Source organism: Rhodanobacter sp. ANJX3 (assembly GCF_014200755.1).
In the GTDB taxonomy this organism is placed as follows: Bacteria; Pseudomonadota; Gammaproteobacteria; order Xanthomonadales; family Rhodanobacteraceae; genus Rhodanobacter.
On record NZ_JACHCM010000003.1, the window covers coordinates 559,484 to 574,484 of the forward strand.

Annotated in this window: 7 protein-coding genes; 6 read left to right on the plus strand and 1 reads right to left on the minus strand. The window is 63.9% G+C overall.

Going from position 1 to position 15,001, the window contains the following annotated elements; genetic code table 11:
• Positions 1-24: 24 nt before the first annotated feature.
• Complete coding sequence (locus HDE76_RS11040; RefSeq protein ID WP_184507769.1) at positions 25-984, minus strand: LacI family DNA-binding transcriptional regulator; 960 nt, start codon at positions 982-984, stop codon at positions 25-27.
• 411 nt (positions 985-1,395) lie between these two features.
• Here HDE76_RS11040 and pgmB point away from each other — a divergent pair, with 411 nt between their 5' ends.
• From pgmB to HDE76_RS11070, 6 genes are all read left to right on the plus strand, one after another.
• A complete protein-coding gene (gene pgmB, locus HDE76_RS11045) occupies positions 1,396-4,428 on the plus strand; it encodes a beta-phosphoglucomutase (RefSeq protein WP_179477748.1) in 3,033 nt (1,010 codons plus the stop codon).
• Positions 4,429-4,497: 69 nt separating this feature from the next.
• The gene (locus tag HDE76_RS11050; RefSeq protein WP_179477749.1) at positions 4,498-7,062 is read left to right on the plus strand and encodes a TonB-dependent receptor; all 2,565 of its coding nucleotides are present in this window, start codon (positions 4,498-4,500) and stop codon (positions 7,060-7,062) included.
• 147 nt (positions 7,063-7,209) lie between these two features.
• Positions 7,210-8,463, plus strand: a complete 1,254-nt coding sequence (locus HDE76_RS11055; protein WP_184507772.1) for an MFS transporter — start codon at positions 7,210-7,212, stop codon at positions 8,461-8,463.
• A gap of 66 nt (positions 8,464-8,529) precedes the next feature.
• On the plus strand, positions 8,530-10,797 hold the full coding sequence (locus HDE76_RS11060) for a glycoside hydrolase family 65 protein (protein WP_179477750.1): 2,268 nt from the start codon (positions 8,530-8,532) through the stop codon (positions 10,795-10,797).
• A gap of 92 nt (positions 10,798-10,889) precedes the next feature.
• A complete protein-coding gene (locus tag HDE76_RS11065; protein ID WP_184507395.1) occupies positions 10,890-12,719 on the plus strand; it encodes a putative 2OG-Fe(II) oxygenase in 1,830 nt (609 codons plus the stop codon).
• Positions 12,716-14,986 (plus strand): glycoside hydrolase family 65 protein, encoded by a 2,271-nt coding sequence (locus HDE76_RS11070; RefSeq protein WP_184507398.1) that lies wholly within the window; start codon positions 12,716-12,718, stop codon positions 14,984-14,986. The genes HDE76_RS11065 and HDE76_RS11070 overlap by 4 nt, the downstream gene beginning before the upstream one ends.
• Positions 14,987-15,001: the final 15 nt, after the last annotated feature.

Genomic DNA, 15,001 nt, shown 5'->3' on the forward strand with positions numbered 1-15,001 from the left:
GCGGCACGTGCGGCGCAGATTGCGCTAGGTCGAACGCACGATCAAGGTGACCGGCAGGGTTTCCGAGCTGGTCGAGTGGCCGTTGATCAGGGCCAGCACCTTGCGCGCCAACAGTGTGCCGCCTTCCTGCCAGTCCTGCCGCACCGAGCTGAGCGGCGGCATGAAGCTCGCACCCACCGGCATGTCGTCATAGCCGACGACCGAGACATCGCCAGGCACCGAATGACCCAACTCCATGGTCGCGCGGATCGCGCCCATCGCCAGCAGATCGCTACAGGCAAAAATCGCGTCGAAGGTCACGCCGCGCGCATGGAGCGAATGCACGGCGTCCATGCCCGAGTCGGGGGTGAACTCGTCGCGGCGCATCAGCAACGGCTTGATGCCGTGCAAGGCCAACGCATCGACGAACCCGTTCAAGCGCTCAAAGATTTCCGGATGGCTGGGGTTGCCGATAAATACCGGATGCCGCCGCCCCATCGCCACAAAATGATCGGCCACGATGGCCCCGCCCTGCCGGTTGTCGCCGCCGACCACGATCTGCGTATCGCCCTTGCCGCGCGAGCCCCACACCACCATCGGCAGGCCGAGCTTGTCGAAGCGGCGTACCGCATCCTGGTGCACACCCTGGCCCAACAGAATCAGCCCGTCGGCGGCCTGTACCGCCGCCGCCGAAGCGCCCTGGCGTGTGGTCAGCAGCACACTGTATCCGGCCGCCGTGAGCTCCTGCGAGATGCCGCCGAGCAGCACCAGCGGATACGGGTCGAACATCGTGCGATCGATCGACGGCTTCATTTCAACGATCACCGCCACCGTATGACTGCGGCGCAAGCGCAGATTGCGTGCGCTGACGTTGAGCTTGTAGCCGTGCTCGCGCGCCAGCGCCTGAATCCGCTCTCGGGTTTTCAGGGTAACCAGCGGGCTGTCGCTGAGTGCGCGCGATACCGTGATCTTCGACACGCCGGCCAGCTGCGCCAGATCGGCCATGGTCAGGCTCATCGAACCCAGCGGGTCCGGCTGCTTCTTGCCCGTGCGACTCAAGTTTCCGCCCCCTGACCTGTGCTCGGCATCGTCGTATCGTCGCCCGTTTTCTCAACTGCTGGTTTGCCTGCGCCATTCGCCCATCCGATGGCGCGACGCAACAATGCCTTGCAGTTTGGCTACTTGCGACGCATTCGTCCATCACAGGCGGCCACAGCAGGTACCTGCGCTCAGCCCTTGCCTGCCACGGCATCTATTCCTCCGGCCGCCAGCCCATGTGCCGCAACGCCTGAGCAAATGATAACGATATCTTGATAACGATATCATTTACTGGCAAGCTCGCCGCCATTCGGCGAAAAGCCCTGCGTCTTCGCCATAAGTTGCGCCTCCATCGAAAGTCAGCACGAGCTTGTCTACATGCAAGTAGCAACACAGGGGAAACCATCCGAACTGGCCGATTTCAACGGATCATCCGTCGATCCCTGGCAGCTCGTGCGCCGTGGCACAAACCCTGCGGACTTCGCGCAGGAGGAAAGCCTGTTCGCATTGGCCAACGGCGCGCTCGGCGTGCGCGGCGGAATCGAGGAGTATCCGAGCGCGAGCCAGGGCAGCTTTCTGGCCGCCGTGTGGGAGCGTTCGCCGATCGACTATCACGAGCGCTTTACCGGCTATGCCCGCACCACCGATACGCGCGTGCCCGTTGCCGACGCCACCGGCATTCGCCTGCAGCTGGGCAATGCGCCAGTGCGGCTCGGCGAGGGCGAGTGGCTGGGCTTCGAGCGCGCGCTCGATCTGCGCAGCGGCTGCTACCGGCGCGAACTGAGCTGGCGTTCGCCCACCGGCGCGACGCTGGAAATCACCGCCCAGCGCATCGTGGCACTGGACGAGCCCGGCCTGTTGGCCATGCGCTACCAGGTGAGGTCGGTCGACTACACCGGGCCGATCAGCCTGGAGTCGACCATAAACACCGCACACGGCGCCGCCCGACAGGGCGACGACCCGCGCATCGGCGCGCAGCTGCACGGCGGCCTGCAGACGATCGACGCGCAGGCCGGCGATACGCACAGCTGGGTTCGCCAGCAGACGGCGAACAGCCGCATCCGCCTGGCCTGCGGACAACAGCATCGACTGACCGACGACGGCCTGCGCTTTCAGCACGCTTCCTCGGCTGCCGACGGCGTGTCGCAGACGTTCACCGGCATGCTGCTGCCGGGCCAGAGCGTGACGCTGGAAAAATACGTCGCCTATGCCTGGTCGCTGCCGGACGATGACAAGCCGAACACCGATCTAACCGGTGAAGTCGAGCGTACGCTGTCGACCAGCGTGGCGCAGGGCTACGTTGCGCTGCTGGCCCGGCAGACCCGCACGCTGGAACAGTTCTGGCGCGACGCCGATCTGGCCGTCAGCGATGCCGAGATCGAACAGGCGCTGCGCTTCAATCTGTTCCACCTGTATCAGTCCAGCGGGCGCGACGGCCACAGCAGCACGGCAGCCAAGGGCCTCACAGGCGAAGGCTATGAGGGCCACTATTTCTGGGACGCCGAAGCCTTCATGCTGCCCGCACTGGTATCCACCGCGCCGCGCCTGGCGCGCAGCCTGCTGACTTACCGCTACGAAACGCTCGACCGCGCCCGTCTGCATGCGCGCGAACTGGATCATCCGCGCGGCGCGCTCTACGCCTGGCGCACCATCAGCGGCGACGAATGTTCATCGTACTTCCCCGGCGGTTCGGCGCAGTACCACATCAATGCCGACATCGCTTGGGCGATTCGGCTCTACCTGGACGCCAGCGGCGACGAGGCGTTTCTGCTCACGCAGGGTGCGGAGATGCTGTTCGAAACCGCGCGCATCTGGCTCGACATCGGCCATTTCAACGCGCGTCACGATGGCGCGTTCTGCATCCATGAGGTCACCGGCCCGGACGAGTATTCCGCCCTGGTCGACAACAACTACTACACCAACCGCATGGCGCAGCGGCACCTGCGCGATGCGGCAGCCGTCGCGGCGCAGCTGGCGGCATCGCATCCGACCGAGTACGCCGCGCTGGCCGGCCGCATCGAGCTGACCAGCGATGAGGCCGCGCTGTGGCAGCGCGCTGCCGACGCGATGTATCTGCCGGTGGATGCCCGACTGAACATCTTTCCACAGGACGACGGCTTTCTCGACAAGCCGCGTCTACCTACGGCGATTGCCGATGCGCCGAGCGATCAGCCGCTGCTGCTGCGCCTGCACCCGATGAGCATCTACCGCCACCAGGTATGCAAGCAGGCCGACACCGTGCTGGCGCTGATGCTGGCCGGCGACGGCATCGACACCGCGGCCAAGCGGCGCAACTTCGACTACTACGAAGGCGTCACCGTACACGACTCGACACTGTCGGCCTCCACCTTCGCGGTGATGGCGACCGAGGTGGGCCTCGGCGAGAAGGCCTACCAGTATTTTCTCGATACCTTGCGCGTCGACCTCGACGATCTGCACGGCAACGCCGCGCATGGCATCCATATGGCCGCGATGGCCGGCAGCTGGCTGGCGCTGGTCTGGGGCTTCGGCGGATTTCGGGTACGCGGCGGCGAGCCGTCGCTCGCACCGCAGCTGCCGCAGCCGTGGAGCAGCTATCGCTTCGGCCTGCGCTGGCGCGATGCACACCTGCGCGTCGAGGTGGATCGCAACGGTGTGCATTATTCGCTCACCGATGGTGACAGCCTCACTTTTCTGCACAACGGCGTTCGGCAACAGCTGAACGCCGGACGGCCGCTGCATCTTGCCTGCGCAGACGCGTCGGCGACGAGCTATACGTTTCCACGACCGCTGAAAGCCGTGATCTTCGATCTCGATGGGGTGATCGCCGATACGGCGGTGGTGCATCACGCGGCCTGGAAGCAGTTGGCCGACGAGATCGGCATCGGCTTCGACGACAGCGTAGGCGAACGCTTGAAAGGCGTCGACCGGCTCGCCTCACTCGACATCGTTCTGGAACGCGCGACGCGCCAGTACAGCCTCGATGAAAAGCTCGAACTGGCCGCGCGTAAGAACGATTACTACCGCGAGCAGGTTCAACATTTCGGACCGGAAAACCTGCTGCCTGGCGCGCGCGCAGCGATCGCCTCGGTAAAGAAAGCCGGACTGAAAACGGCGCTGGCTTCGGCAAGCAAGAACGCCCCGCTGCTGCTGGAGCGGTTGGGCATCGCCGACTTGTTCGACTACGTGGTCGATGCCAACCGGATCGCTCGTTCGAAACCCGATCCGGAAATTTTTATCGCTGCGGCAAGCGCTCTCGGTGTGATACCGAGCGAATGCCTCGGCGTGGAGGACGCTGCGGCTGGCATCGCCAGCATTCATGCCGCGGGGATGGCGGCGGTGGGAATCGGACGCGCGGACGCGCTGCCCGAGGCGGATGTGGTGTTGCCCGACGTCGCTGCGTTCGACATCGGCCGTTTTGCAGAAATCTAAAAGCAAGCTGGCGCGGCCCCTCACTGTCGAGGGGCCGCGATCAAAACCAAAGTGATGGGGAGAGATGAAATGACAAGCACCAAGCGCAACCGGCCCATGGCCATGCTCGTACTGTCGGCGACCATTTCCGGCATTCTGATGTCAGCGGCCGCCAGCGCGCAGACCAGCGCGCCGGCGCAGAACGCCACCGCCACGCCACCGCCGGCGGCGGCAAAGAAAAATGCCGCCGGCACCGATGCGAAGACGACCAAGAACCTCGATCAGGTCGTGGTCACCGGCTCGGCTACCGGGGTCAAGAAAATCGACGCCAGCTACACGATCACCACGGCCAATGCCGAACAGATCCGGCAGGCCAATCCGAAGAGTACCGCCGATCTGCTGAAGATCTCGCCGGGACTCTGGCCCGAATCCACCGGCGGCCAGACCGGCGCCAATATCGAAATCGCCGGCTTTCCGGGCGGCGGCGATGCGCCGTTCAACACGGTGCAGCTGATGGGCTCACCGCTGTACGGCATGCCGTCGCTGTCGTTCTTCGAACAGACATCGATCTTCCGCCTCGATGACACCATCGAGCGTGTCGAAATCGTGCAGGGTGGCCCATCCGTCGTGTTCGCCGACGGCCAGATCGGCGCAACGGAAAACTTCATTCTCAAGCAGGGCACCGAAGTACCGTCGGGCAGCATCGGCGTGACCTACGGCTCGGAAGACCTCAAGCGCGTCGACGGCTTCTACGGCTTCAAGATCGCCGACAACTGGTACGGCAGCGTGGGCGGTTTCTATCGCGACTCCTCCGGCGTGCGCGATCCGCAGTTCGCCGCCGACAAGGGCGGCCAGCTCACCGGCACACTGACCCACGATTCGGACAACGGCTCGTTCACCCTGTACGCGCGCACACTGGACGACAAGAACCAGTTCATCACGCCGATCCCGCTGCTGCAGAGCGGCAGCGATCATTTCAGCGCCTACCCCGGCTTCGATCCGCTAACCGACACCTACAACAGCAAGTACCTGCAGCATGTGTTCCTCGCCGCGTATCCCAACGGCGGCTCGAACGCGAACCTCGCCAACGGTCGCGGTGCCAAGATGAATTTCTTCGGCGCGAACTTCGACTACGACCTCGGCAACGGCATCACGCTGAGCGACAAGTTTCTGTTCGACGAAGGCGACGTCAACACCAACGCGCTGTTCTCCGGCTCGAACCCGGCATCGCTCAACGACGAGCTCTACAACGTGCCCGCCAGCCAGAACGGCCTGCTGCTGCCGGCCGGCTCAACCTATACGGCGACCTACGCCGGCCCCGGTGGTGGAGGTCCGGTAAGCGCGAATCAAAGCGTGATCCAGCAGGGCTGGTGGTACATCCACAAGCATTTGCGCAACATGAACAACGATTTCCGCCTCAGCAAGGAAATCTTCGACGGCAATACCCTCACTGCCGGCGTCTACCTGGCGCATTACACCGACGACGACGCCTGGGCGCTGGGCAACCAGATGCTGATGACCAATACGCCGAACGCGCGGCCGATCGCGGTGAGCTATCAGCTCAACGGTAAGACCTATTACGTGACCGATCCGCAGGGCTTCAGCAACCTCAACGGCAACTACGACATCACCGAGCAGGGCGTCTCGAACAACAAGGCGTTCTACCTGTCCGACTCCTGGCATCTGGACCGCTGGCTGTTCGACGCGTCGGCGCGTCTGGAGAACCAAGAATCCACGCTCAACGTCTGCAACATGACCAACGAGGATCTGGATAACAATCCCTACACCCTCTACAACAACGCCGTTCCCGTCTGCAATGGCACTTATGCGCATACGGCGTACAACAAAACGCATACCTCATGGACGGTCGGTGCGAACTACGAGCTGGCCGACAACATGAGCCTGTACGTGCGAGCCAACAAGGGCGTGCATTTCGGCGACTTCGACAATGCGCTGCGCGGCAACACCACCGGCAATACCGCGCCGCTGCAGAAAATCCAGAACTTCGAAGGCGGCTTCAAGTATCAGTCGCCCTTGTTCTACGCCGACATCAGTGTCTATCACAAGCAGTTCAACGGCCTGACCTATCAGCCGACGACCGCCTCGGGTACGCCGATCGGTCCACAGGCGCTGTACGGCTCCGACTCGAAGGGTGTGAACTTTATCGGCTCGGTCACACCGGTCGAGAACCTGAAGCTGTCGCTCGTAGCCAACTATCTCGATGGGCATTACACGCACAACAATTCCTGCCTTTCGTTCACGAACACGGTAACGGGCGAGACCGGTTGCGCCTTTATCGACGGCGTGCAGCTGCAGCGTCAGCCGAAGGTGCACTATGCCTTTACGCCGAGCTACCGCATTCCGTTCGGCTGGGGCGACATCACCACCTTCGTCACCTACACGCATGTCGGCGCACACACGCAGGACGTTTCCGGCCTGCAGCAGCTGGGCAGCTACAACACGCTGGACTTCGGTATCGTCGCCAACGTCGAGCAGAACTGGCAGCTGCGCCTGCAGGGGACCAACATCACCAACGAGCTGGGCCTGACCGAGAGCAACTCGCGCATCTTCGGCACCGGCGTTTCCGGCGGTGTGATTCTCGCCCGTCCGCTGGAAGGTCGCGAGGTCAACTTCCAGGCGAAATACAGTTTCTGATCGATGCGCCCGGCGTTGACAAGGCTGCAATAACAGAGCTGAGTTAGTGCGAAAAGCGTGGTCCGACTCTCGCCCCAAGACGGGTCGGACCACGCCATTACTACGCTGCCGAAAACGAACCAAGAGAATGCCGTGAACCGATACCGCATGATCGCCGCGCTGGTACTGATCTACATGATCTTCGCGATCCTGCTCAACAGCGTAGGCACGGTGATCCTGCAGTCGATCGCTACGTTCGGCATCGACAAGCCCGAAGCCAGCGCGCTGGAGCGCTACAAAGATTTGTCGATCGCGCTCACCTCGTTTCTGGTCGCCTCGTTCATTCCGCTGGCCGGCTACAAGCGGTCGATGATGCTGGCATTGGCCATCGTCGGCGGCGCCTGCCTGCTGATGCCGATCTACCCTACTTTCCTGACTACGCGGTTGCTGTTTGCCTGCGTGGGCATTTCGTTTGCGCTGGCCAAGGTCGGCGTGTATTCATCGATCGGCCTGCTCACCGCCGACAAGACCGCGCATTCGCGACTGACCAATTTCGTCGAAGGCATGTTCATGGTCGGCGTGCTCGCCGGCAACTGGATCTTCAGCGGCTTTGTCGATCGCGCGCATCCGGGCAACCCGGTATGGTTCAACGTCTACTGGGTGCTGGCGACGCTGTGCGCTCTGGTGATCGTATTGCTGGCCAGCAGCCGCTTGGACGAGAGCGCAGCGCACTCGCACGGGCACAACAATTCGTTCGGCGACTCGCTGATGGAAATGTTCCGGCTGTTCGTACGGCCGCTGGTGTACGTGTTTCTGGCATCCGCCTTTCTCTACGTGTTGATCGAGCAGAGCTTCGGCACCTGGCTGCCGACGTTCAACAACGAAATACTGAAACTGCCCAATGCCATGAGCATCCAGTTCGCCAGCATCCTGGCCGGCATGACCGCGCTTGGGCGCATCGCCGCCGGCATCGTGCTGAAGCGCGTGCGCTGGTACACCCTGCTCAACGTCTGCGTGATCGGCATGGGCGTGCTCGTGATCATCGTGCTGCCACTGGCCCGTGGCGTGGTGGCGCGAGCGGACGTGGGCTGGTTCAACGCACCGACCGCGGCCTATCTGATTCCCCTGCTCGGTCTACTGATGGCGCCGATCTATCCGGTGATCAATTCGGTGGCGCTGAGCTCCCTGCCCAAGCCCATGCACGCGGCCATGACCGGGCTGATCGTGGTTTTCTCGGCGCTCGGCGGCACCTTGGGCTCGTACATCACGGCGCGGGTATTCGCCAGCTTCGACGGCATCCACGCCTTTTATTTTTCGCTGGTGCCGATGGTCTTGGTACTGGTCACGCTGTTCTTTTTCAAACGCGAGACCGACCGCGCCGGCGGCGCCGCACCGACCGCATTGAACCTGGCCGGCAAATAAGCGTGCGATTGCCTGCACGCATCCACACCGGGCCAGTCACGCCGGCCCCATCCATACGGAAATAACATGACGCTAGCTCATCGACTGTTATCCCCTCTCTTCGTGGCGCTGGCTCTGGCCGCACCGGCAGCGCACGCCGCGACGGACCCAAGCTTCGTCATGAGCGCCACGTCGAAGAATTTCGACAACTACTTTCCCAGCTATCTGGCCAACGGCTATTTCTCGACCATGACCTCGGTGCGTGGCACCGAAGGCAATCTTGCGTACATGGTCGCGTTCATGGATTACGCCAAGGACGATATCGCTCGCCCGGCGGCCATCCCCGGCTGGAGCGGCATCGACTACAGCACGGGCAAATCGACCGCCGGCGAGTTCTGGCTCAACCGCACCTTGCTCAGCGAGAAAGCCTTCGGCGACTACCAGCAGACGCTGGACATGCACGACGGCACCTTGACCACGCGCTACCGCTATACCGACGACGGCGGCAAATCCACGCGCATCGCCGTCACCACCTTCGTCAGCCAGGCGGATACGCATCTGGCGGCGACGCGCATCAGCGTCACGCCGGAATTCGACGGCACCGTGCAGCTGTCGTTTCCGTTGAATATCTGGGCACCGCACCAGCCGCGCTTCCCGATCGGCAAGATGACCGGCGACGAGATGCTGGCCGCGGTCGCCGCCAACAATATGTCGGTGACCGAGCCGGTCAACTATCGCACCGCCGACCGCGCACCGGTCTGGTACCACGGCGACACCGGCGTCTCGAACGAGAACGGCAGCACGACGGATCTCACCCTGCAGCTCGACGGCAAGGCCGAGCAGGGTTTGCGCATGGCCGAGGCGGCTGCGATCGAATTGCCCAAGGGCATCGAGCCTAGCGCCATCACTCTCGACAAAAGCACCTATCAGCTGGCGCTGAATCTGAAGGTGCCTGTAAAGAAGGGCCAGACCTATACCTTCACCAAATACGTGGCAATGTCCCGCGAAACCTGGGGTGGCGATGCAGAAGCCACCGCCACGTTAGCGAAAAAAGCGCGCGGCACCGGCTTCGACAAGCTGCTCGCCGACCATCAGGCCGCCTGGCATACGCTGTGGCAGTCGGACATCGCGATCGATGGCGACGCGAAGGTGCAGCAGGCCGTGCATTCGGATCTCTATTATCTCTTGTCCAACTCCACCACCGGCACGGCATGGCCGATGGGCGCGTGCGCGCTGACCCCGAACTACGCCGGACATGCGTTCTGGGATTCCGATTCATGGGTATTCCCCGCGCTGCTGCTGCTGCACCCGGAGCGGGCCAAGCCGATCGTGATGTTCCGCCATCGCACCATGCAGCCGGCGCGTGAGCGCGCTGCGCAGTACGGCGTCAAGGGCACGATGTATCCGTGGGAGGCCGATCCGGAAACCGGCATCGACTACACGCCGCACTTTGCTTATGGTGTGTTCCGCGAGGTGCACGTCAACGCCGACATCGCCATCGCGCAATGGCAGTACTACCTGGCCAGCGGCGATAGCGCCTGGCTGAAGGCGAACGGCTGGCCGGTGATCAAGGAGATCGCCGATTTCTGGGTCAGCCGCGTCAGTTACGACAAGACCGACGACCGCTACGAAATTCTGCACGTCACGTCGCCCGACGAGGCCTACGACGACGTGCCGAACGACTCGTTCACTAACGCCGCCGCGCGCAAGGCGCTGGACATCGCGACCGCCGCCGCGCTCAAGGTCGGTGCCACGCCCGATCCGCAGTGGGCCGCTATCGCCAGGAAGATGTATATCCCGTTCGATGCCAAGGCGCAGCGTCATCTCGACTTCGATGCCTCGGTGCCGCACGACAAGATCACCTGGATGGGCTCGTCGCTGGCGTGGCTGATGTATCCCAATCTCGATCTGCCGATGTCGCCGGAAATCCGTCGGAACGACTTCGCCTTCCAGCTGGAAGAGCTGAAAGTGCACGGCAACGACCCCAACGAAATGATGATGGTGATGCTGGCCACTGCCGCCGCCGAAGTGGGCGATGGCAAGACGGCCGGCGAGTGGTTGCAGCGCAACCTGGTCGGCTTTCTGAAAGCGCCCTACAACGTACGCAGCGAAACCGCCTCGAACAACGCCGGCTATATTCTCGCCACCTCGGCAGGCTTTGTGCAGAGTCTGGTGTACGGACTGAGCGGCCTGCGCATCGACGATAGCGGCCTCAGCGAAGCCTATGCCCCTGCGCTCCCACCGACCTGGCGATCGATGACGCTGAAGCACATCAGCTTTCGCGGCAAGCTGTACGACATCACGGTCGATCGCGATGCGGCAGGCAAGGCCCGGCTGACGCGCAAGTCGCTATGACGGCGATGGATATCTTCACCATCGCTCACGCTGGCCGTTCGCGTTTCGCCGGTGCGACGGGTTCGCATGGGTATCCAAACAACGGCATTTGAATGGATACCTTGCCGCACGCCTTGCTCGAATCCATGCGCCGCGTCGGCGCCCTGTTGCAATCGGGCGACCTGCGCGACGCGCACGATCGACTCGCCGAGCTGGTCGCGCAGCATCCCGAGGCGGTCGAGCCGCTGCGTCTGCTGGCCGGGACCAAGCAGGCCCTGGGCGACATCGACGCCGCCGAAGCCCTGCTGCGCCAGGCGCTGGCCAAGGATACGCACTGGGCGCCGACGCTGGCGACGCTGGGCGAACTGCTGCTCAGTCGCGGCCGCGGCGATGAGGCCGAACCGCTGCTGCGCCGTGCAGCACAGCGTTTGCCGCACGCCGCGCTGGCACTGGCGCGCTATTACAACGACGCGCAGCGCGCGAGCGAAGCCCTCGCCATAGTCGCACCGCTTTGCGCGGTGGAAAACGCCGAGGTCGAACTGGTCACGCAGCACGTGACGGCACTGGCGGCGCTGGGTCGCCACGAGGAAGCGATCGCGATCTACCGTCGACGCGCCGAACGATCTCCCGCCGACCCTGCCGCTGCGCACGCGCTGGCCATCGCGCTCGATGCCGCGAACCGGCATGCGGAGGCCGAGCGAGTAGCCCAATCGGCAATAGCGAGCGGACACCGGACCGCCGCCGCCTATTTCACGCACGCGCGCAGCCTGATCGGTCTGGGCAAGTTCGATCGCGCCGAGGCGGCGCTGCACGATTGCCTGCGACAGAACCCGCGTCTCGTCGATGCGCAAAACCATCTGGCCCGGCTGGTGTGGATGCGCACTGGCGACATCGGCCAGACCACCGCGATGCTCGATCGGGCGCTGCAGACGTTTGCCGACGACGACACGCTGCGCGCCACGAAAGCGGCGATTCTGCAGGGCGCCGGCGACGCGCGTGGCGCGTACGCCTGCCTGGCCGAGCAGGCCGGCAAACCGCAGGCGACGCCCGCGCTCTTGGTGCGTGCAGGCCTGGCAGCATTGGAATTCGACCCGGCGGCATCGCTGGCGCTCGCCGAGCGAGCGCTGCGCACGTCGCCAGCCAACGAGCCCGCAAAAAATCTTCGCGTAGCGTCGCTGCTCGGCGTGGGTGAGGCAGGCGAAGCGCTGGCGCAGACCGAAGAGCTTTTGTCGCGCACGCCGGACGACCAGTATCTCATCGCGCTGCAAACGACGGCGTGGCGCCTGCTCGACGATCCCCGCTACGACGAGCTGTGCGACTACGCGCAGCTGGTCGTTCCCCAGCCATTGCAGGCGCCGGCACCATGGGCTGACATGGCCAGTTTTCTGACCGATGTCAAACGCAGCCTCGAACGGCTGCATCCGGCGAACGGACATCCGCTGCTGTTTCAGTCGCTGCGCCACGGCACCGAAACGACCGACGATCTGGCGCGCAGCAGCGACCCGACGATCCAGGCGCTGTTCGCAGCCTTCGACGCACCGATACGTCAATACCTCGCACATATCGGCCAGGGCCACGACCCGATGCGCCGCCGCAACCGCGGCAGCTACCGATTCAACGGCGGCTGGTCGGTGCGGCTACGCACGTCGGGCTTTCACAACAATCACGTGCATCCGCGTGGATGGATCTCGTCCGCCTGCTATATCGACATGCCCGACGGCATCGCCACGGCATCCACGCCGGAAGGCTGCCTGGCGTTCGGTGCACCGGGCATCGCGACGACTCCGGCGTTAGCCGCCGAACACGTACTGCGACCCGAGGTCGGCATGCTGGTGCTGTTCCCTTCCTACCTGTGGCACGGCACCGTACCGTTCACAGGCGATCGCACGCGTCTGACGGTGGCCTTCGACGTGTTGCCCGATGCGGCAGGAAACAGCGCATGAATTCGTCACGGCCATGGCTCCGGCCGATCGTGCTGGCGCTGCTTCTCTCAGCGGTCGCGCCCTCGTTCGCCGCAACGGACCCCAGCTTTCTGCTGACCGCCAGCTCGAACGATTTCGCTACCTACTTTCCCGGCCAGCTGGCCAACGGCTATTTCTCGACCATGACCGCGCCGCGCGGCACCGAAGGCAACCTCGCCTACATGGTCGCCTTGATGGATTACACCAGGGACGACTTTTCGCGGCCCGCCGCCATACCCGGCTGGACCGAGATCGACTACAGCACGGGCACCTCCAGCGCCGGCCACTTCTGGATGAATCAGGTCGCGCTGGCGCCGTCGGTATTCCAGAACTACCGGCAGGTGCTGAACCTGCACGACGCCACGCTGAGCACGCGCTATCGCTATATCGATCACAGCCGTGCCACCGACGTCGCCGTGACGACCTTCGTCAGCCAGGCGTCGCCGCACCTGGCGGCCACGCAGCTGTCGATCACGCCGGATTTCGACGGCATCGTCGAACTGTCCTTCGCACTCAATACCTGGGCGCCGTATCAACCGCGCATGCCGCTGGGAAAGCTGACCGGCGAGCAGATGCAGGAGGCGGTCGCCGCGCACAATATGAAGCTGGAGCCGATCGCGCCGGCCACCTCCGATCGCGCCGCATTCTGGTATCACGGTGATACCCACGTACTGACCAGCCACGGCGACGCGAAGGATCTGACGCTATCGCTCGATGGCCGCGCCGAACGAGGTCTGCGCATGGCCGAGGCCGCGGCGATCAGCCTGCCGGATCAGCTGAAGCCGATCGACGGCAAGTTCTACCGGAGCGACTATCGGCTCGCGTTGAACCTGCGCATCCCGGTGCGCAAGGGCCAGACCTATACCTTTACCAAATACGTCGCCGCCTCGCGCGAGAACTGGGGCGGCGACGCGCGCGACGACCTCGCTCTGGCGCGCACAGCCCGCACGCAGGGATTCGACGCGCTGCTGAGCGCGCATCAGGCGGCGTGGCACGCGCTCTGGCAAACGGACGTCCAGATCGACGGCGATTCGAAGGCACAGCAGATCGTGCATTCGGATCTGTACTACCTGCTGTCGAACTCCACCGCCGATACCGCGTGGCCGATCGGTGCCTGCGCGATGACGCCCGGTTACGCCGGTCATGCGTTCTGGGACAGCGATTCGTGGGTGTTCCCCGCGCTGTTGCTGCTGCATCCGTCGCGCGCCAAGTCGCTGGTGATGTTCCGCGACCGCACACTGCCCGCTGCGCAGCAGCGCGCGCGCGAACGCGGGCTGCCGGGTGCGATGTACCCATGGGAAGCCGATCCCGAGAACGGCACCGAACAGACGCCGTATTTCGCGCGCGTGCTGGGCGAGCGCGAGATCCACGTCAATGCCGATATCGCCATCGCGCAGTGGCAGTACTACCTGGCCAGCGGTGACAAGATTTGGCTCAAACAGCATGGCTGGCCGGTGATCCGCGAGATCGCGAAATTCTGGACCGGCCGCGCAACCTTCAATGCCAAGAAACAGCGCTACGAAATCCTGCACGTCACCTCGGTCGACGAGGACTACAACGACGTGCCGAACGACACCTTCACCAACGCCTCGGCCGCGAAAGCGCTGAACATCGCCACCGCGGCGGCGGCGATCGTCGGCGAGACACCCGACCCGCGCTGGTCGGATATCGCCGCACGCATGCTGATTCCGTTCTCCGAAAAAGACGGCCATCACCTCGACTTCGACGAAAGCGTGCCGCACGACATGGATTCGTGGGGCGGCAGCTCACTGCCGATGCTGTCGTATCCCTCACTCGACTTTCCGATGACGCAGGCCCTGCGCCAACGCGATTACGACTTTGCGCTGAGTCCGATCACCGGCTCGCATCGCGACCCCAACAGCATGGGTCTGGCGCCCACCTCGATCGCCGCCGCCACACTGGGCGATGCAGTCGGGGCGAGCGAGTGGTTTCGGCGAAACATCACGGCCGACGTGATCAAGCCGCCATTCAACGTGCGCACCGAAACCGCGACCAACAACACCGGCTATTTCCTGACCGCCAGCGCAGGGCTGCTGCAGAACATGGTGTATGGCTTCACCGGCCTGCGCATCGAAGAAGCGGGCGTGGTCGAAGCGTATCCGCCGGTGCTGCCAGCCTCATGGAAATCGCTGACGCTGAAGCACGTTCGCTTTCGCGGCATCGCCTACGACATCACCATCGATCGCGATGCCGCCGGCAAGACGCGGCTGACCCGCACCGCCCACTGACAAGACGATTTCGCA